This is a genomic window from Microbacterium sp. che218, assembly GCF_040436305.1.
In the GTDB taxonomy this organism is placed as follows: Bacteria; Actinomycetota; Actinomycetes; order Actinomycetales; family Microbacteriaceae; genus Microbacterium; species Microbacterium algihabitans.
Map to the genome: position 1 here is coordinate 1,990,674 of NZ_AP031501.1, position 18,842 is coordinate 2,009,515.

Annotated in this window: 19 protein-coding genes; 8 read left to right on the forward strand and 11 right to left on the reverse strand. The window is 71.2% G+C overall.

From position 1 onward, the window contains the following. The first annotated feature begins 35 nt into the window (after positions 1 to 35). From ABXS86_RS09335 to ABXS86_RS09360, 6 genes are all read left to right on the forward strand, one after another. Positions 36 to 386 (forward strand): carboxymuconolactone decarboxylase family protein, encoded by a 351-nt coding sequence (locus tag ABXS86_RS09335; RefSeq protein WP_144830428.1) that lies wholly within the window; start codon positions 36 to 38, stop codon positions 384 to 386. A gap of 3 nt (positions 387 to 389) precedes the next feature. Next, positions 390 to 1,709: a M20/M25/M40 family metallo-hydrolase gene (locus ABXS86_RS09340; protein ID WP_353664243.1), complete on the forward strand. Its 1,320-nt coding sequence runs from the start codon at positions 390 to 392 to the stop codon at positions 1,707 to 1,709. Positions 1,710 to 2,363: 654 nt separating this feature from the next. Then, the gene (locus ABXS86_RS09345; RefSeq protein ID WP_353664244.1) at positions 2,364 to 3,407 is read left to right on the forward strand and encodes an amino acid ABC transporter permease; all 1,044 of its coding nucleotides are present in this window, start codon (positions 2,364 to 2,366) and stop codon (positions 3,405 to 3,407) included. Next, the gene (locus ABXS86_RS09350; RefSeq protein WP_353664245.1) at positions 3,404 to 4,186 is read left to right on the forward strand and encodes an amino acid ABC transporter ATP-binding protein; all 783 of its coding nucleotides are present in this window, start codon (positions 3,404 to 3,406) and stop codon (positions 4,184 to 4,186) included. The genes ABXS86_RS09345 and ABXS86_RS09350 overlap by 4 nt, the downstream gene beginning before the upstream one ends. 267 nt (positions 4,187 to 4,453) lie before the next feature. Then, the gene (locus ABXS86_RS09355; RefSeq protein ID WP_353664246.1) at positions 4,454 to 5,434 is read left to right on the forward strand and encodes an ABC transporter substrate-binding protein; all 981 of its coding nucleotides are present in this window, start codon (positions 4,454 to 4,456) and stop codon (positions 5,432 to 5,434) included. A gap of 69 nt (positions 5,435 to 5,503) precedes the next feature. Next, positions 5,504 to 6,007 (forward strand): GNAT family N-acetyltransferase, encoded by a 504-nt coding sequence (locus tag ABXS86_RS09360; RefSeq protein WP_353664247.1) that lies wholly within the window; start codon positions 5,504 to 5,506, stop codon positions 6,005 to 6,007. Between the two features lie 99 nt (positions 6,008 to 6,106). Here the strand turns inward: ABXS86_RS09360 and ABXS86_RS09365 are convergent, their stop codons facing one another. Next, on the reverse strand, positions 6,107 to 7,201 hold the full coding sequence (locus ABXS86_RS09365) for an FAD-dependent oxidoreductase (RefSeq protein ID WP_353664248.1): 1,095 nt from the start codon (positions 7,199 to 7,201) through the stop codon (positions 6,107 to 6,109). Beyond that, the gene (locus ABXS86_RS09370) at positions 7,198 to 7,701 is read right to left on the reverse strand and encodes a GNAT family N-acetyltransferase (protein WP_353664249.1); all 504 of its coding nucleotides are present in this window, start codon (positions 7,699 to 7,701) and stop codon (positions 7,198 to 7,200) included. The genes ABXS86_RS09365 and ABXS86_RS09370 overlap by 4 nt, the downstream gene beginning before the upstream one ends. 136 nt (positions 7,702 to 7,837) lie before the next feature. Here ABXS86_RS09370 and ABXS86_RS09375 point away from each other — a divergent pair, with 136 nt between their 5' ends. Further along, positions 7,838 to 8,554: a GNAT family N-acetyltransferase gene (locus tag ABXS86_RS09375; RefSeq protein ID WP_353664250.1), complete on the forward strand. Its 717-nt coding sequence runs from the start codon at positions 7,838 to 7,840 to the stop codon at positions 8,552 to 8,554. A gap of 26 nt (positions 8,555 to 8,580) precedes the next feature. Here ABXS86_RS09375 and ABXS86_RS09380 read toward each other — a convergent pair whose 3' ends face one another. The 9 genes from ABXS86_RS09380 to ABXS86_RS09420 all read right to left on the reverse strand — a co-directional run bounded on the left by ABXS86_RS09380 (position 8,581) and on the right by ABXS86_RS09420 (position 17,603). Next, a complete protein-coding gene (locus ABXS86_RS09380) occupies positions 8,581 to 10,011 on the reverse strand; it encodes an AMP-binding protein (RefSeq protein ID WP_353664251.1) in 1,431 nt (476 codons plus the stop codon). Then, entirely contained in the window at positions 10,008 to 11,117 is a 1,110-nt protein-coding gene (locus tag ABXS86_RS09385; RefSeq protein ID WP_353664252.1) for an MSMEG_0565 family glycosyltransferase, read from the reverse strand. The genes ABXS86_RS09380 and ABXS86_RS09385 overlap by 4 nt, the downstream gene beginning before the upstream one ends. Before the next feature lie 31 nt (positions 11,118 to 11,148). Further along, complete coding sequence (locus ABXS86_RS09390; RefSeq protein ID WP_307208104.1) at positions 11,149 to 12,006, reverse strand: carbon-nitrogen hydrolase family protein; 858 nt, start codon at positions 12,004 to 12,006, stop codon at positions 11,149 to 11,151. Between the two features lie 24 nt (positions 12,007 to 12,030). Beyond that, positions 12,031 to 13,287, reverse strand: coding sequence for an MSMEG_0569 family flavin-dependent oxidoreductase (locus tag ABXS86_RS09395; protein ID WP_353664253.1), 1,257 nt, complete (start codon positions 13,285 to 13,287; stop codon positions 12,031 to 12,033). Then, positions 13,284 to 13,574, reverse strand: coding sequence for an MSMEG_0570 family nitrogen starvation response protein (locus tag ABXS86_RS09400; protein ID WP_307213979.1), 291 nt, complete (start codon positions 13,572 to 13,574; stop codon positions 13,284 to 13,286). The genes ABXS86_RS09395 and ABXS86_RS09400 overlap by 4 nt, the downstream gene beginning before the upstream one ends. Before the next feature lies 1 nt (position 13,575). Beyond that, complete coding sequence (locus ABXS86_RS09405) at positions 13,576 to 14,478, reverse strand: carbon-nitrogen hydrolase family protein (protein WP_316000786.1); 903 nt, start codon at positions 14,476 to 14,478, stop codon at positions 13,576 to 13,578. 8 nt (positions 14,479 to 14,486) lie between these two features. Next, the gene (locus ABXS86_RS09410; protein WP_307208085.1) at positions 14,487 to 15,014 is read right to left on the reverse strand and encodes an MSMEG_0572/Sll0783 family nitrogen starvation response protein; all 528 of its coding nucleotides are present in this window, start codon (positions 15,012 to 15,014) and stop codon (positions 14,487 to 14,489) included. 103 nt (positions 15,015 to 15,117) lie between these two features. Next, on the reverse strand, positions 15,118 to 16,509 hold the full coding sequence (locus tag ABXS86_RS09415; RefSeq protein ID WP_353664254.1) for an MSMEG_0567/sll0787 family protein: 1,392 nt from the start codon (positions 16,507 to 16,509) through the stop codon (positions 15,118 to 15,120). Beyond that, complete coding sequence (locus ABXS86_RS09420) at positions 16,509 to 17,603, reverse strand: MSMEG_0568 family radical SAM protein (protein WP_316000788.1); 1,095 nt, start codon at positions 17,601 to 17,603, stop codon at positions 16,509 to 16,511. Before ABXS86_RS09420 ends, ABXS86_RS09415 begins: the two co-directional genes overlap by 1 nt. Before the next feature lie 163 nt (positions 17,604 to 17,766). Here ABXS86_RS09420 and ABXS86_RS09425 point away from each other — a divergent pair, with 163 nt between their 5' ends. Next, complete coding sequence (locus ABXS86_RS09425; RefSeq protein WP_230704025.1) at positions 17,767 to 18,780, forward strand: LLM class flavin-dependent oxidoreductase; 1,014 nt, start codon at positions 17,767 to 17,769, stop codon at positions 18,778 to 18,780. Positions 18,781 to 18,842: the final 62 nt, after the last annotated feature.

Here is an 18,842-nt window from a genome sequence, read left to right on the forward strand (position 1 = left end):
ACTCGCACGCGGTGCGCGTGGTTACGGTAGCGAGCATGTCCGAGTACTTCGACCGCACCGCCGACAAGACGTACACGAAGGTGTACAAGACCGAGACCCCCGACATTCTGGCCGCGTTCGCCGCGTTCGATCAGGCCGTGTTCGCCCCCGAAGGGCGCGCGATCCCGCTGAAGTACCGCGAGCTGATCGCCCTGGCCGTCGGCATCACCACCCAGTGCGTGTACTGCATCGACGGGCACTCGCAGAACGCCGTCAAGGCCGGAGCCACCGAAGCCGAGCTCGCCGAAGCCGCGTGGGTCGCCACCGCCATCCGCGCCGGAGGCGGCTACGCCCACGGTCGCCTCGCCTTCAAGCTCGGCGAGGACGCCCGCCCGCACGAGCACTGACCCATGACAGACGTCTCTCCGTCCGCGCCGGGTCCCCTCGAGATCGAGGCGCTGGAGTTCATCCGTGCGCTGATCCGCATCGACAGCGTCAACACCGGCGATGCCGCCACCATCGGAGACGGAGAGACCCGCGCGGCGCTCTACGTGAAGCAGCGCCTCGACGAGGTCGGGTACGAGACGGTCCTGGTCGAGCCCCGCCCGGGGCGCGCGAGCGTGGTCGCCCGGTTGGCCGGTGCGGATCCGGATGCCGGCGCCCTCGTCGCCCACGCGCACCTCGACGTCGTACCGGTCGACGCCGACGACTGGACGCACCCGCCCTTCGGCGCCGAGATCCACGACGGCCTGCTCTACGGCCGCGGGGCCGTCGACATGAAGGACTTCGCCGGCATGCTGCTGGCCATCGCCAGGGCGTTCCGCCGCGACGGGGTCGTTCCGCGGCGCGACCTGATCTTCGCCTTCTTCGCCGACGAGGAGGCCGGCGGCGTCTGGGGCGCGCGGTGGCTCGTCGAGAACCGCCCCGAGCTGTTCGCCGGGGCGACCGAGGCGATCAGCGAGGTCGGAGGCTTCTCGATCCCCCTGCCCGACGACCGTCGTGCGTACCTCGTCGCGACCGCGGAGAAGGGCGTGACCGTCGCCACGCTCACCGCCCGCGGAGCGGCGGCGCACGGCTCCCGCCCCACCGCCGACAACGCGGTCGTCCGCCTCGCACGGGCCGTGGCCGCGGTCGGCGCACATCGCTTCCCCGTCGTGCGGACCGCGACGCTCGAGCGCTTCCTCGAGGTCTACGGACGCGCCAGCGGCGAGCCCCTGGACGGTGACGATCTGTCTCGCCTGGGGTTCTCGGCATCCGTTATCGATGCGGGAGCCCGCAACACGGTCTCGCCGACCGTGCTCACGGCCGGCGGCAAGATCAACGTCATCCCCGCCTCGGCGAGCGCGACGCTCGACGTGCGCGTGGTGCCCGGGCAGGCGGACGCGCTGCGCGACGAGCTCGCGGCCGTCGTCGGCGACGACATCGAGATCGCGTGGTCGCGGTACATCCCGGCGATCGAGGCGCCGGCCGAGGGGCGGCTGATGGACGTGCTGCAGCACGCCGTGACCGCCGAAGACCCCGACGGCACCGTCGTGCCGTACCTGCTGCCCGCCAGCACCGACAACAAGCACCTCAGTCGTCTCGGCATCCGGGGCTACGGGTTCGTGCCGCTGCGGGTGCCCGCCGACTTCGACGTGTTCGGGCAGTTCCACACGGCCGACGAATGCGTGCCGGTGGAGGCTCTGTTCTTCGGGACGCGGGTGACGGCGCGGATCCTGCGCGACGCCTGAGGGTGGGGAGGTGGCTGAGCCCGTCGAAGCCACCGGTCCACGCGGGTTCCGGTCGGCAGGTGACTGAGCCTGTCGAAGCCGCCGGTCCGCGAGGGTTCCGGTCGGCAGGTGGCTGAGCCTGTCGAAGCCACCGGTCCACGCGGGTCGCGGTCCCTTCGACAGGCTCAGGGACCTGGGTTCGGAGGGAGCTGAGCCTGTCGAAGCCACCACCGGTCCGCGCGGGTTCCGGTCGGCAGGTGGCTGAGCCTGTCGAAGCCACCGGTCCACGCGGGTCGCGGTCCCTTCGACAGGCTCAGGGACCTGGGTTCGGAGGGGGCTGAGCCTGTCGAAGCCACCACCGGTCCGCGCGGGTTCCGGTCCCTTCGACAGGCTCAGGGACCTGGGTTCGGAGGGGGCTGAGCCTGTCGAAGCCACCGGTCTCCCGTCGGTACCGGTCCCTTCGACAGGCTCAGGGACCTCGCGCAGTCACCGGGGTCCCGTACCGCCTCAGCCGCCCGCGCGTCCAGCGCGTTACCCCGCGTGGCGGTGCGTTTCGGCGCGTGGCGGGGCGTTTCGACGTGTGAATCGGCGCCTCGCCGGGCGCTCGACCCCGTCATAGCGTTTCGGTCACCCACCGGCACCCCGTGCCGTTTCGGAAAGCCCGAGGAGCACGTCATGACCACCACCGCGCCGGCCCCCGCCGACCGCTCGACAGCGCCCGCGACGGCGCCCGGGTCGACCACCAAGGTCGATCTCGGCACCATCGCCGTCGTGCCCACCCGTCACTGGTGGCGCTGGATCCTCAGCGCCCTGCTGCTGTTCGTCGTCGCCCAGTTCGCCTGGAGCCTCGTGACGAACGACCGCTACATGTGGGGCACGTTCGCGCAGTACTTCTTCTCGGAGCCGGTGCTGATCGGCATCGGCTACACGCTCTCGCTCACCGCGATCTCGGCCGTCGTCGGCTTCTCGCTCGGCACACTGCTGGCCCTCGGCCGGTTGTCGGCGTCGCCGCTGCTGAGCTCGGTGGCGTGGGGCTACATCTGGTTCTTCCGCTCGGTGCCCCTCGTCGTGCAGATCATCGTCTGGTACAACCTGGGTTACCTCTACCCGACGCTGGGGCTGGGCACCCCCTTCACCACCGATTTCTGGATCGTGGAGTTCCCCACGGTCCAGTTGGTCAGCGCCTTCGCTGCCGCGATCCTCGGACTCGGGCTGCACCAGGCGGCGTACTCGGCCGAGATCATCCGCGGCGGGCTCGTCTCGGTCGACCCCGGTCAGCACGAAGCGGCTGCGGCGCTCGGCATCCCGGCATCCCGTCGCCTGTTCCGCATCATCCTGCCGCAGGCGATGCGCTCGATCGTCCCCAACGCCACCAACGAGGTCATCGGGCTCGTGAAGGGTGCGTCGGTGGTGTTCGTCATCGCGATCCCGGAACTCTTCTACGCCGTGCAGGTCATCTACAACCGCAACAGCCGCGTGATCCCGCTGCTCCTGGTCGCGGTGGTCTGGTACACCCTCATCACGACGATCCTGAGCGTCGCGCAGTACTACATCGAGCGGTACTACGCCCGCGGATCGGCCCGGGCATTGCCTCCGACGCCGGCGCAGCGCGCCCGTTCTTGGGTGAGCACGCAGTGGGCGCGGCTCGGCGACTCCCCGACTCCGCCGGGAGGGACGGATGCCGAGACACCCGCCGCCCCGAAGGGGGCCCGGGCATGAGCGCGGTCACCGCCACCCGCGGACTCGTCGAGGTGCATGACGTGCGCAAGAGCTTCCACGGGGTCGAAGTGCTGAAGGGCATCGACCTCACCGTCGAGCCCGGCGAGGTCGTCGCCCTGCTGGGCCCGAGCGGCTCGGGCAAGTCGACGCTGCTGCGCACCATCAACCACCTCGAGACTGTGGATGCCGGCTCGGTCACCGTCGACGGGGAGTTCATCGGCTACGAGCTGCGCCATGGGAAGCTGCACGAACGACGCGAGCGCGAGATCCTGCGGCGACGGACGCAGGTGGGGATCGTGTTCCAGAACTTCCACCTCTTCCCGCACCTCACCGCCCTCGAGAACATCACCGAGGCGCCGCTCGCGCTCAAGCGTCTGAGCAAGAGCGAAGCGCGCGAGCTCGCCCTCGGTCTGCTCGACCGGGTGGGCCTGGCCGAGAAGGCCGACGCCTACCCCCGGCAGCTGTCGGGCGGCCAGCAGCAGCGCGTCGCGATCGCCCGCGCCCTCGCGCTGCAGCCCAAGGTGCTGCTGTTCGACGAGCCGACGAGCGCCCTCGACCCCGAGCTCGTGGGCGAGGTGCTCGACGTCATCCGCGACCTGGCGAAGCTCGGCACCACGCTCGTGATCGTCACGCACGAGATCGGCTTCGCCCGCGAGGTCGCCGACCGCGTGGTCTTCCTCGACGAGGGACGCATCGTCGAGCAGGGGACGCCCGACGAGGTGCTCACCCGACCGCAGCACGCGCGCACCCGCGAGTTCGTCGCGAGAGTGCTCGGCTGACGCGTCCGCCGCGTCCCGGTGGCTTCGACAGGCTCAGCCACCTCGCCACCCACGTCCCTGAGCCGCCCGCCAGGTCCCTGAGCCCGTCGAAGGGACCGGAACCCATCGCCGTCCCGGTGGCTTCGACGGGCTCAGCCACCTCGCCACCCGAACCCATCGCACACCCGGTGACTTCGACAGGCTCAGCCACCTCGCCCCACCTCACCACCCGACCCCGCCGCGCGACACCGACGCCGCGGCATCCACACCCTCACAAGGAGACACAGCATGGCACTCAGCAAGAAGCAGGGGATCGCCCTCGGCGTGATCGCCGCAGCCCTCGTCGCCGTCGTCGGCGTCGGCGTCACCATCGGCCTCAACCGACCGACCGAGGCGGTCGCGGCGCCCGAGCCCTCGGCATCCGCCACGAATGCCCCCGCGGAATGGGTGCACACCGACGCCGTGCCCGACGCCGTCGCGGCCCTGAAGGCGAGTGGCTTCACCCCCATCGAGCCGGGCAAGCTCACCGTCGCGGTGGGCGCGTTCACCCCTCCCCTGAGCTATGTGCCCGAGGGTGAGACGCTGCCGTCGGGCACCGAACCCAACATCGGTTCGCTCATCGCCGAAGGTCTCGGCCTGGAGTACAACCCGGTCGTGGTGGCGTGGGCGGACTGGCCCCTCGGCATCCAATCGGGGAAGTACGACCTCATCACCGCCAACGTCACGGTGACCGAGGAGCGCAAAGAGCTCTACGACTTCGCGAGCTACCGGCAGGACCTGCTGGGCTTCGCCGTGCGCGCCGACAGCTCGATCGCGAAGATCGAGACCGCCGACGACATCTCGGGGCTGAAGATCGTCGTCGGCTCGGGCACCAACCAAGAGAAGGTGCTGCTCAGCTGGAACCAGGAGCTCTCCGCCGCCGGCAAGGCCCCCGCCGACCTGCAGTACTACGACGACAACGCCGCGGCGACCCTCGCCCTGCTCTCGGGCCGCGTCGACGCCACCTTCGGACCGAACGCGACCGCCGCGTGGGCGGCGCGCGACACCGGTGAGACCAAGGTCGTCGGTGTGGTCCCGGGCGGCTACCCGCTGCAGGCCGACATCGCCGCGGGCACCAAGAAGGGCAACGGCCTCGTCGAGCCGGTGCAGATCGTGCTGAACGACCTCATCGCGAACGGGAAGTACGCCGAGGTGCTGAAGGCCTGGAACCTCGACTCCGAGGGCATCTCGACCTCGCAGATCAACCCGCCGGGACTCCCGAAGTCCTGACTGCCCGCGCACGGCCCGGTCTTCTTCGACCGGGCCGTGCCGTGCGTTCACCGGAGAAGAATGGATGCCATGACCACGACCCTCACCGTCCGCCTCGTCGCCCCGCAGGAATACGCGGAGGCCGGGCGGATCACCGCCGAGGCCTATCGCGCCAGCTACGACGGGCTGTCGGAGGCGTACCTCGCCTCGCTCGCCGACGTCGCCGGCCGCGTGGAGCACGGCGAGGTGTGGGTCGCCCTCGAGGGCGACGAGATCGTCGGCACGGTGTGGACGCCGCGGCCCGGCGAGCGACTCTCGCCCCTGGCCCGCGAGGGCGAGCTCGACTTCCGCCAGCTCGCCGTGGCACCGTCGGCGCGCGGCAGCGGCGTCGGCGAGCTGCTCACGCGACACGTCCTCGGCCTCGCCCGCGAGCGCGGCGCGACCCGCGTGGTGATGAACAGCGGTCCGGAGATGCTCGGCGCGCACGCGCTCTACCTCAAGTTGGGCTTCCGCCGCCTGACAGAGCGGGAGGACCCGATCGAGGTCGAACCCGGTCGCTGGCTCGACCTGCGCGCGTTCGGGTACGACCTCTGACGGGCGGGGTTTTCGACCGGCAACGGAATCGGATGTCAGGCGCCCAAGGATCCACCTCCGATGCGTTCGCCCGACCCCGCTCCGGCGGCAGGTCGGATGTCAGCCCGCGAGGGCGGCGAGCGTGCGGCCGACGACGGGCGTGAACTTGAACCCGTGGCCGGAGAAGCCCGCTCCGACGACGATCGGACCCCTGCGCTCGAGCACGAAGCGGGCGTCGACCGTCGAGGTGTAGGTGCACGTGATCTCGGTGAAGTCCGCGGCATTCACCCCCGGAAGCCACTCCGCGGCGTACCGGGCGAGCGCCGCGGTGAGGTCCCGGTCGGGCACGAAGCTGCGGTTGTCGGGGTCGGTCTCGGGGCCCGCCGCGTGCCACCCGGCCTTCACACCCTGACCGGGCGTGAGCATTCCGTAGACGGGCGCCGCGAACCACGCCGTCGCGGGATCGTCCGCCGACGGGTGGTGGTTGAAGCCCGGCCAGTGCGCCGTCTCATCGAGAGGACGGAAGTGCGCCGGCTGCTCCTGCGTCACGCGCAGGGCGGGGAGCGAGACGCCCGGAACGCCCGCGAGGGTCTTCGCCGTCCACGCGCCGGCGGTGCACACGAGGCGCCGCGCGTGCACGCGCCGAGGGCCCTCGGCATCCGTCACGGTGAAGCGCACGTCGTCGCCGGCGTGCACCTCGATGTCGGTGACGGCGGTGTTCCACTGGGTGCGCGCTCCGGCGCGCGCGGCTCCCGCGAGGAACGCGGCGACCGACTTGTCGGCGTTCAGCCGACCCGCCCCGGGAGTGTGCAGCACAGGTCCGGCGAAACGCAGACCGGGCCACCGACGCGACGCCTCCGACGCGTCGAGCACCTCGGCCGCGAGGCCGCCCGCCGAGATCGCGGCGGCCGTCGCCACGGGGTCGACGCCGGGACCGTGCGTGACGATGCCGGTAGTCGTCAGCAGGGGGCGGCCCGCCTCGGTCTCGAGCTCGCGCCACAGCACCTCGGCGTCGCGGAGCCACGCGAGGTACTCGGGCTCGACGTAGGCGACGTTGAAGTTGCGCGAGGCTCCGTGCGAGGCGCCGCGGACGTGACCGGGTTCGAACTGCTCGAACACGCTGACCTCGCGACCGGCCCGGGCCAGGTGCCACGCCGTGGCCGCGCCCATCGCGCCGGCGCCGACCACGGCGACGTCGATCCGCTCCGCGCTCACAGGCGGAGGTCCTTGGCGAAGCAGCGCGAGCCGGCGAACCGGATGTACGGCTCGAAGACCTCGATGGGCGCGTAGCCGATTCGCTCGTACAGCGCGATGGCCTCGGGTTGGCGGTCGCCCGTCTGCAGGATGAGCCGTGATGCGCCCCGTGCCGCGGCGAGGCGCTCGAGTTCCGCCATGAGCGCTCGGCTCGCCCCGCGCCCCCGCGCGCCAGGGGAGACGTACACGCGCTTGACCTCGAGTTCCGCGCCGAGGGCGCGCAGCGCGGCATGGCCGACCGCCTCGCCGTCGACGTCGCGCACGAGCACGACCTCCACGATCGTGGCGGGGTCGACGGCGAAGTCCCGGGCCAGCCGGTCGGCCGTCGCCTCGTCGAAGGCGGCGAAGATCTCCGCGTATCGGGGTGAGATCTCGGCATCCATCGCCTCACGCAGCGCGACCGCCGAGGCGTCGTTCCAGTCGACGTTCTCGATGGTCCAGGTCGTCTGCGCGGCGGTCATCTCCCCAGTATTTCCGGATGCCGCGCGGCGCAGGGTTGCACCGGAAACGCCCGGTAACACGGGCCGCGGTCGGCCCCGCATTGCGCCCGACGACAGCCGAGTTGCACCCCGGGCGGAGTCGGCGCAGAGTGTCACGGTGACCACGCCCTCGACCCTCGACATCCCCCACGCCGATGCCACCGTGCTCGACAACGCCGCCTGGTACTCGCTCGCAGGACCCCACGCCTCGTTCGCGATCGGCGGCGACCTCGTGCGCCGGTATCCCGAAGACGTCGCGCCGTTCGTCGCCGTGCGTTCGTGGGATGAGCCCGGAGTGTGGGATGCCCTGCGCGAGCTGGTCGGACCCGGCGCCGACGTGGGCCTGTCGGGCTACGAGGGCCCCATCCCCGAGGGCTGGGAGTACCTCGGCGGGGGTGAGGGCGTGCAGCTCGTCGAGACGCCGGCCCTGCAGACCCGCCCCGATGACGAGGCGATCGAGCTCGGTGCCGACGACGCGGCCGAGATGATCGCGATCGTCGAGCGCAATCAGCCCGGCCCATTCCGGCCCCGCACCTACGAGCTGGGGCGGTACATCGGCATCCGTCGGGAAGGACGACTGGTGGCGATGGCCGGTGAGCGCCTGCACCCCACCGGCTGGACCGAGATCAGCGCGGTCGCGGTCGACGCCGATCACCGTCGGCAGGGCCTCGCCTCACGACTCGTGCTCGACGTGGCCTTCCACATCCAGCAGCGCGGCGACCGGGCTCTGCTGCACGCCGCCGCGGCGAACGTCAACGCCATCGCGGCGTACGAGAAGCTGGGCTTCGCGCTGCGGCGTCGCAATCGCTTCGCGGCGATCCGGACGCCCGCGTAACCCTCCGCGCCGAGCGATGCCGACGCTCAGCCGCCGAACCGCTCCGCGAGCGCCGAGCGCCTCACCTTCCCGGCTTCGTTTCGCAGCGGCTGTGTCACGACGTGCAGGGCGACGGGGGCGCGCCCACCGAGGCGCGCGCGAGCGTGCTCCCTCACCGACGCGGATGCCGCGGAATCGGTGAGCCGCACGGCGGCGTGCACCACGTGGCCCAAACCGTCGTCTGCCACACCGAATGCGACGGCCTCCTCGACGGCGGGATGCGCCTCGAGCACCGCCTCGACCGCGGCCGGGGCGATCTTGTCGCCGCCGCGATTGATGAGGTCGTCGGCGCGGTCGTGCAGGAAGAGATAGCCCTCGGCATCCACGTGTCCGACGTCGCCGAGCGTGTCCCACCCCTCGTCGTCGCGGCGCGAAACCGCGCCGACATAGGAGTACGCGGCCGTGTCGCCACGGCGCATCCACACCAGACCGCGCTCGCCCCTCGGCAGGTCGCGCCCTCGGTCGTCGCGGACCCGGATCTCGGTGCCGCCGATCGGCCGCCCGACGCTGCCCGGGCGTTCGAGCCACTCCGTTCCCGTGATGCGGGTCAGGCCGTTCGACTCGCTCCCGGCGTACACCTCGTCGACGCGCTCGGCCCCCAGCCAATCGATGGCAGCTCGTTTCAGGGCGGGAGCGCACGGCGCACCCATGTGCAGCACGCTCTCGACGCTCGCGACGCGCTCAGGACGTCGAAGGTCGGGGGGAAGACGCACCAGGCGTGTCATCATCGCCGGGACGAGCAGCCCCCAGGTCGCGCCGTGCGCCTCGACGGCGTCGACCCACGCCCGCGGCTCGAACCGGTCGAGGATCACGAGCCGGTGGCCGGTGAGGAGCCCCCGGAAGGCGTAGGTGAAGACCGCCGAGTGCCAGAGAGGACCCGCGACGATCTGCGTGGCCACGCGCGGCAAAAACACGGCGACCGGCCGCGTCGGGTCGAGGGTCGCGGCAGCCGCTGCCCGCACGATCTTGGGTCGACCCGTCGACCCCGAGCTCGCCGGAGCCTTCCAGCACGATGCCGCGACGTCGGGCAGCTCCCCGAGTCGAGGCGCGACCCGCACCCCCGGCAGCCACGGGACGTCGCTCGAGGCGGGTCGCGCACCGACCGCGGCCGCGGGTCGCGCGACGGCCTCGAGCTCTCCTCGCTCGGAGAGGGTGAGATCGGTCGACAGCGGCTGCGGAGTCGCACCCGCCCGCCAGATGCCGAAGCAGGCGATCACGGCGTCCCGTCCATTCGGTAGCGACACGGCGACGGTGTCGTCGTGCCTCACGCCACGTGCGACGAGCTCGTGCGCGAACGCCGAAGCAGCGGCATCCAGCTCGGACGCGGTCATGACCCCCGCGGAGTCCGCCACGATAGGCTCGTCGGGGCGGACCCGCGCGCGATCGGCGAGGATCGATGAGAAGGAGCGCTCGATCATCGTGCGATCCGCTGCGGCACGCGCGCGTAGAACATTTCGTGCGCCCGGGCCGCCCGTTCCCAGGTGTGAGCACGGGCGAGAGCGAGTCCCGCGCCGGTATCGATCGCGGCGGTGCCGCGGAGCACAGCGTTCAGCTGGAGGGCGATGTCGGTCGGCGTCTTCGCGTAGAGCACGGTGTCGCCGAACACCTCCCGGATCACCGGCAGGTCGCGCGCGACGACCGGCGTCGAAGCGGCGAGCGCCTCCATGGCGGCGAGACCGAAACCCTCCTTCGTCGAGACGAACGCGAGAGCGCGGGCTCCGGCGACGAGAGCCGGCAGGGTGTCATCGCCGACCGTGCCCAGGATGGTGGGGGCGATCCCGAGTTCCGTGGCACGCTCCTCGAAGCGCTCGCGGTAGTCGCGGTAGTCGAAGAGCGTCTCCCCGCCGCCGAACACGAGACGCAGACGGGGATGCTCGTCGCGGATCCGGGCGAACGCCTCGAGCAGGTCGATCGAGCCCTTGCGCGGCTCGATCCCCCCGAGTGCCAGCACGTACTCGCCGAGAGCGGCCCGCCATTGCGCCCGGGCAGCCTCACCCGTCGCACCCGACGCGGCGGCGAAACGTTCGGCGTCCACCCCGTTCGCGATCACCTCGGGACGCACACCGTATTCGTGCTCGACCTCGCGCGACACCGCGTGCGAGACGCACAGGCGGGCGAACGGCTCGATGACGGCGCGATCATGGCAGGCGACCAGTTGCGGGGTGGTGAAGGCATCGAGATGGTGAATAGTCCTCACCACGGGGATGCCGCGGCGCAGCGCCGCGTTGGCCGTGATGCAGTCCTGCGCGTGCACGATGTCGCTTCGGCCGTCCAGCGCGACAGCCATCAGCTCGATGGAGCGCTCGATGCGCTCACCCACCCCCTCTCCCTCGATCGGAGGGCACGGCACGACCCGCACGCTCACGCGCGGATCGACCGGGCGGAAGAACGCCGTGTCGTCGCCGCGCCCGAGCGTCCACACCTCGACCTCGTGGCCGCGGGCGACGAGCGCCTCGGCGAGCGCGAGAGTGTGCACGACCCCGCCGCGGGGTTTGGTGGAGTACGTCAGCAGTGCGATGCGCATCGTGGTCCTGTCCGCGGGGTCGGGCCTCGGTCTACGCCGGGGCGCTCAGCCGGTAGGCGTGCTCGGCGCGTTGCGCCAGGTGGTTGAGCGAGCGACGGGCTCGCGCGATATCGCCGACGACATCGGCCTTCGCGACCGCGAGGCCGCCCTTGGCCCACGTTTTCGCGACGATCTCGCCCGCCGGGTCGACCACCTTCGCCTGCCCGAGGAAGCGCAGGCCGCCCAGCACCCCGGTCTGATTGGACGACACGAGGTACACCTGGTTCTCGGCGGCGCGGGCGCAGTCGTACAGATCGAACAGGTGGGCCTGGCGGTCGTTGCGGATGCGGTCGGAGCGGTCTGTCACGCTCGCGGGCCACGCGCTCAGACAGGTGATGATGTCGGCGCCGTCGAGCGCGATCGAGCGGGCCGCCTCGGGGAACGTCTTGTCGAAGTCGATGAGCATGCCGATCCGCCCCACCGGGGTGTCGAACGCTCGAAAGCCGGTGCCCGCCGCGTACACGTCCGACTCCCCGAGGGGCAGGTGCACCTTCCGGTGCACACCGAGCACACCCTCGCCGGTCACGCACACCGCCGAGTTGTAGCGGCGCTCCCGTCCGTCCTCCACCGCGCGCTCGGCGATGCCGAAGCACACCGTCATGTCGCCGGCGAGCTCGATGATCGCCGCGACCTCGGGACCGTCGATCTCGACGGAATGCGGGATGCCATCGCCCTCCTCGACCGGGTGGTGCAGGTCGAGCAGGTAGCCGCCGATCGTGGCGTCCGGGAGCACGAGCAGGTCGACCCCGCGCGTGCGGGCGTCGGCCACGATGCCGGGGAGCTTCGCAAGCGTGCGCTCGACGTCGCGACCGAAGTGTGCCGCCACCGCAGCCATCGTCACGGATGCCATTTCTCGAGCGTACGCGCTGGCCGCTCAGCGCACCGCGAGGACGTCGCGCGAGGCCGCCACGATCCCGACGGCGACGTGCTCGGCATCCCGGGCGATCGCGTGGAACCGCCCCGAGCCCCAGGTGTGCAGCCACGGAAGACCAACGAACGAAAAGCCCGGCACCGCCGTCGCGCCCCACTCGTGCACAGGATGCCCGTGGCTATCGAGCACGTCGAGGTCGCCGAGCCACGACCAATCGGCACGGAAGCCGATGGCCCAGACCACCGCGTCGATGTCGTCGAGGTCGAGTCGCGTCGGACCCCCGTCAGGCGTCCAGACCGGCCGATAGCGCTCCTCGACGGGGGCATCGATTCCCTCACGGGCGATGTAGGCGTCGATGTCGTTCTTGATCGACTCGGCGACCGAATCGGCGCGGTCGAGGTTGGCCGTGAGACTGTCGTCGAACTCCAGGGTCGCGTCGGTGATGCCGATCGCGCGCCCGTGCAGCCCCATCCCCTGCGCCGCGAACAGGCGGAGGTCGATGTCCCGCCCCCCGTCGCGCCCGGTGACGTAGTGATTGGTCGCGGCACGCTTGGCGGCCGCCTGCGCCCCGGCGGGCACGTCGTACACGCCCATGTCGGCGAGCCAGGTCATGCAGTCGCGGCCGCGATAGAACCGCGCCACGCGCGGCGCCCGCCCCACGGCGAGATGCACCTGGCGCCCCTCGAGATGAAGGTCCTCGGCGATCTGCGTGCCGGACTGACCCGTGCCCACCACGAGCACCGTTCCCGGCAGCTGCCCGGCGTTGCGGTAGTGGTGGGAGTGCATCTGCACGATGCGCTCCGGCAGATCGGCGGCCCACGACGGGGTGATCGGGCGGTGGTAGCCCCCGGTCGCGGAGGTGACCGTGTCGGCGGTGATCTCCCCGGCGCTGGTCTGCACCACGAAGACCCCGTCGTCGCGGCGATCCACCCGCCGCACGTGCACTCCCTCGGCGACGGGCGCGTCGAAGGAATCGGCGTAGCCGCGCACCCAGGCGTACACCTCGTCACGGGTCATGAACCCGTCGGGGTCGCCGCCGTCGTAGACGTAGCCGGGGAGCCGGCAGTGCCAGTTCGGCGTCACGAGGGTGAAGTTGTCCCACCGGCCGTCGCGCCACTCGTGCGCCGCGGACTCCCGCTCGATGACCACGTGCCGCACCCCGGCCTGGACCAGGTGCCAGCTGACCGAGAGACCAGCCTGTCCCCCACCCACGATCACGGCGGGGTAGTGGTCTCCCGCGCGGAGCTCGACGGGGATCACGACGCCCTCGCGGGCAGGGGCGGCTCCATGCGCAGCACGGTGACTTCTCCCTCGGGATAGGCGGCGGCGGTCCGCACGATCTCGTCGCGGGATGCCATGGCCGAGGTGCATGCGAAACCGTACGCGGCGCGCACGCGTTCGCCCGCGGCATCCAGAGCTTCACTCGATCGGGCGACGAAGTCGACGACACCGTACCGACCGCCGGTGGAGAGGTAGTCGTGCATGACGAGACTCGGCGAGTAGTGCGACGACTCGGCACCGTCGGGCCAGCGGACGGCGAAGTGCATCTCAGGCACGGGCCACCTCTTTCCATCCCTCGACGTGCGCGCCGGTCGTCTCGGCGACGGGCCCGTAGACGTCGGGGCGACGGTCGCGCAGGTGGAACATGCCCCCGCGCATCGCCCGGAAGGTTTCGTCGACGTCGATCTCGGCGATCGCGAGCCCGGTGCCGAGCAGGGTCGTGGCGAGGATGTTGCCGCCCGGGTCGACGACCTTCGCGTTGCCGACGTAACGGAGCGACCCGAAGGTGCCCGACTGATTAGAGGCCATCCAGAACACCTGATTGTCGAGGGCGCGGGCGATGTCGAACTGGTTGAACCGGTAGGTCCACCGATCGTCCTGCAGGTTCTCGGCGGTCGCGGTGCGGGCCGCCGGCCAGGCCGACATGCTCACCACGATCTCGGCGCCGTCGAGGGCGAGCATGCGCGCCGCCTCGGGGAACGCCTTGTCGTAGCAGATCTGCATCCCGACACGCCCGACGGGGGTGTCGAACGCCTCGTAGGTGTCCCCCGCCGAGTACGACATGTTCTCGCCCAGCGGCTGGTGCACCTTGCGATACGAGCCGTAGATGTTCTCACCGTCCAGGCACACCGCGGCGTTGTAGCGCGTCTCGCCGTCGTCGGCCAGCTCGCAGAACCCGATCGTCACGATCATGTCGCCCACGAGCTGCTGCACCCGGGCGATCTCGGGCCCGTCGAGCCGGATGGCCGGCGGCATCGACTTCTTCGTGGTCTTGATCGTGTCGCCGTGGTTGCCGAGCGACGAGAGGTATCCGCCGATCGCGGCCTCGGGGAAGGCCAGGAACGACACTCCCGCGGCCCGCGCCTCGGCCACCAGCTCGGAGATGAGCGCGTAGTTCTGCTCCAGGTCTCGGGTGAAGTTGGCCGAGACGGAGGCGACGGTGATCGACATGGTGAGCCTCAGAGGTTGTAGACCGAGTTGATGATCGCGCCCTTGCGCGCGTAGTAGATGACCGCGTCCTGCACGTCGAGCGGGTGCGCGGGGATCACGCCCTCGATGATGTCTTCTTCGCGGATGCCGTGCAGCGCCAGGCCGAAGCGGCAGCAGTAGACCGTGCCGCCCTCCTTGATGAACGTCTCGAGCGAGTTGTTCATGTTCAGCTCGCCGGGGAAGCCCGCGTCGCCCGTGGTGGGGAAGCCGCGGTTCGCCGCGGCCGCGAGGGTGCCCGGCCCGTACAGGTAGATGGCCGACTCGAAGCCCTTCCGGAGCGCTCGGGTCGCCTGGAGGATCGCGACGAAGCTCACCGACGACTCGTGGGGGATGCCGTGGATGAGCGTGAAGTACGACTCGCCGTTCTCGGCCTGGAAGTCGGGGAACAGCTTCGTGGAGCCGTAGATGTTGCTGCCCTTGGGGAGCGAGGGGTGCGGGACCTCGCCGAGGGACTTGGCGATGTTCTCTGCGATCTGGGCGTCGAGTTCGGTGGTCATTGTCGTGTCCTTCGCGTCGGGTGGAGCCGGGATGGAGCGCGTGTCTGATGTCCAGGCTCGCGGGTGGGTGTTTCGAAATGGTTTCGCTCGGAAAGAGGTTGCGTTACGCCTGACCGAGGCCGGTGGCGTCGGCGTCGAGCGCGCGCGTCTCAACGCCGTCGGGCCAGCGCAAGACGACGCCGAGCTCCGTGCTGAGCTCGCCGATCGTCGCCGACGTCGCCAAGGGCGAGGACATCTGCGGAGCGTCGGCGGTGAGCATGGCGAAGCCCGGGAAGCAGGTGAGCCAGTCTCCGAACGCCACGTCGGACGGCGCCGGGACGCTGGCGACGTCGATGAGGGCGCCGGTTCCGGATGCCTCGGCGAGCATCGCCGCCGTGCCGACGAGACCGGCCATGCTGACGTCTTTCGCGGCGGCAGGCTGCTGCGCGGCGACGAGACCCGCCAGGTGACGCAGCTCCTCCCCCGAGCGGGTCGAGGTCGAATCCCACTGGCGTCCCTCGAAGCCGCGACGCCACCGCCCGTGCAGGTCGACGGTGAGACCGAGTCGGTGACCGACGCGTCCCCCACCGCCGGGTACGGGGGCGGTCGTCCGCCCCAGCGCCGTCACCGCGAGCGACGACGCTCCGCGCAGCTGCGTGTGACCGCCGAGGACGGGGACATCCCATGCGACCGCGGCGCTGCGCAATCCCGAGACGATGCGGCGCACCGCCGACGCGGTGGGTGCCGATACGGCATCCATCAGTCCGACGGCTCGCGCGCCCATCGCCGAGAGGTCGTTGACGTTCACGAGCACCCCGCACCACCCGGCCCACTCGGGGTCGCGATCGATGAGGGCGGGCAGAATCGCGTCGGTGGCGACGACGATATCGGTGCCCGCGACCAGCGCGCCGTCGTCGCCCACCCAGCCATCACCGCCGAGCGCCTCGGGATGATCGTCACGGATGCCGGAGAGCACGTCGCCCAGCGGGAGCTTCATCGCTGCGACGAGGTCGGCGACGCGCTCGATGGGCCACCGCATCCGCACGTGCGGGGCTCCGCCGATGACCGTCCGCCCCCAGCGCACCCACCCGAGGTGGCGGAACAGGGGCTCGTTGCGCTCCTGCACCGTGGCGTCGAAGCGCAACACGCCCCGGCTCGCCGCTTCCGTGCACGCGGCCCGGACGAGGGCTGAGCCGATACCGCCTGCCTGGCGAGCGCCGCGACGCACGACCAGTCGGCCGCCCGTCCACCAGCCGATGTCACGGACCGTGGCGGGGGCGAGGCGCACGCCGCCGAGGACGTCGCCCATGGACGTGGCCGCGACCAGCACGACGGTGCGGGGGTCGTCGTCGATGTCGTCCTGGTCCGTGCCGGCGAACAGGCCCTGCTCGCCGACGAACACCTCATGCCGGATCGAGCGGTACGCGGCGAGGTCCGCGGCATCCGCCACCCGGATCGTCCACGCGGGCGCCTCCTGCCTCCGAGGAGACCCGGTCAGCACCGGTACGTCGAACATCAGGCGCCTGCTGTCTTGAGGATGCTGCACGCGCCGCAGGCCGCGCAGCCTGCGCGCTGATCCTCGCCGCGCATCCCCGCCGCGTGCATCAGCGCGGCGACCCGCGAGGTGATGTCGTCGACGACGGCGCGATGGGGAGCGGAGATCTTGTCGACGTCGGTCGCGAGCGTGCCCTTCAGCGGGCGGAAGGGAACGACGAAAGGATAAACGCCCATTTCGATGAGCTCGCGTGCTCCCTCCACCGCCTCGTCGGGGTCTTCCCCCATCCCCACGATGAGGTAGGTCGACACCTGGTTCCAGCCGAAGACCCGGACCGCCTCACGCCACGCGGCGCGGTACTCGTCCATGCTCACGCGCGATTTGCCCGGCATCCATCGCCGACGCACCTCGTCATCCATCGACTCGACGTGGATACCGATCGAGCGGGCCCCCGCCTCGTAGAGATCGGTGATGGCTTGCAGGTCGGCCGGAGGTTCGCACTGCACCTGGATCTCCAGCCCCGGAACCGCCGCCTTCACCGCGCGAACGCAGCGGGCGAGGTGTTTCGCGCCGCGATCCCACCCGTTGGAGGTCCCCGTCGTCATCACCATGTGGGTCACGCCGTCGAGGCGGACGGCCGCCTCAGCGACCTCGGCGAGCATCGCGGGCGTCTTCACCGCAATCGTCGTGCCCGCGTCGAGGGACGCCTCGATCGCGCAGAAGCGGCATCGCTCGCTCTCGTCGTAGCGAACGCAGGTCTGCACGACCGTGGTCGCGAGCACGTTCTTGCCGTGCAGCTTCGCGATCTTGTCGTAGGTCACCCCCTCGGCCGTTTCGAGGTCGTAGAACCGGGGGCGCACGACCGGCGCCACGTCGAAACCGAGATCGGCACCGTCACGGGTCAGCCGCCCCGACGCGGTGATGACATAGGGGCTGTTCGGGTTGAGGGGGATGGCCGCCCCCTCGCCCTCGATGACGAAGTGGCCGTCGTCGCTGGGGCCGGCCCCGCCCGTGCGGCGCACGGGGGCGTCGCTGCGAACGCCGAGCAGGGCTAGGCTGACTCGGGTCGAGACCCGGTCACGGTCCACCGGTGCGAGCGCTGAAGCGTTATCCATGCACTCCAGTAGAACCACGGAGTGTTTCGATACGACGTCCGGCGGATAGCGGTCTGGTTTCCGGCCCCGGGTTTCTCCTCTCCCTCTCCCCTGGCAGCGACGGCCATGACGGACCGTGACACGGCCGGCCCTCCCGGCGCCGGACGCGGTTTAGCGTGGCAAGGTGACCCGCCCGCTGCGCTCCCTCGGCTTCCTCACCATCGGCCTCTTCGACCGAGATGATCCGCGCGCCGGACACGAGACGACGCTGTCGATCATCGAACGCGGCGAGAGCCTCGGCTTCGACAGCGCCTGGCTGCGCGACCGGCATCTGCAGTACGGCATCTCGTCTCCCGTCGCGGTGCTCGCGGCCGCCACACAGCGCACGAGTCGCATCCGCCTGGGCACGGCGGTGATCCCGCTCGGGTGGGAGAATCCGCTGCGCCTGGCCGAAGACCTCGCGACCGTCGACGTGCTGTCGGGCGGGCGTCTCGAGCCCGGGTTCTCGGTCGGGCCGCCGCGGCGCCTCGACGAGGTCGCGCCGGCGCTGTACCCCGACACCGCCGACCGCGAGGACTTCGGCTACGAGCGTCTGGTGCGGCTGCGCCGCTTCCTCGCCGGCGAGCAGGCCAGTCCGTTCGCGGGGACCGAGGGGATCGAGGAGTACTCCGAGCGGGTCGAGCCGCACGCCGCGGGCTTGGCCGATCGGCTCTGGTACGGCGCGGGCAGTCCCGGCTCGACGACGTGGGCGGCCGAGAACGGCTTCCACCTGCTCACCAGCAGCGTGATCCAGGCGGTCGAGTCGACCGACTTCGACGCCGAGCAGTACGCGCAGATCCGCCGCTACCGCGACGCGCATCGCGACGGCGAAGCCGCCCGCGTCTCGCAGGGGCTCGTCGTGGTGCCCACCGACTCGGCCACGCCCGAGCAGCGTCGCCGCTACGAGGCGTATGCCGACTCGCGGCGTGGGCGCGTCGGAGTCCCCCAGGGCCCGCGCGGCATGCTGTTCGCCGAAGACCTCGTCGGCACCTCGGAGCAGATCGCCGAGCGACTGCTGTCGTCGCGCGCGTTCCCCGAGGTCGACGAGGTGGCCTTCGCCCTGCCGTTCGCCCTCGCGCCCGACGACTACGTGCAGATCCTCGAAGACATCGCCGGGCGACTCGGGCCGCTGCTGGGGTGGGCACCGACCGCACCCTGAGGGACCACCGCCGGGTGGACGGATGCCGCGCGGGCGGGCCCGCGGGGAGGGGGTGCCCGCCT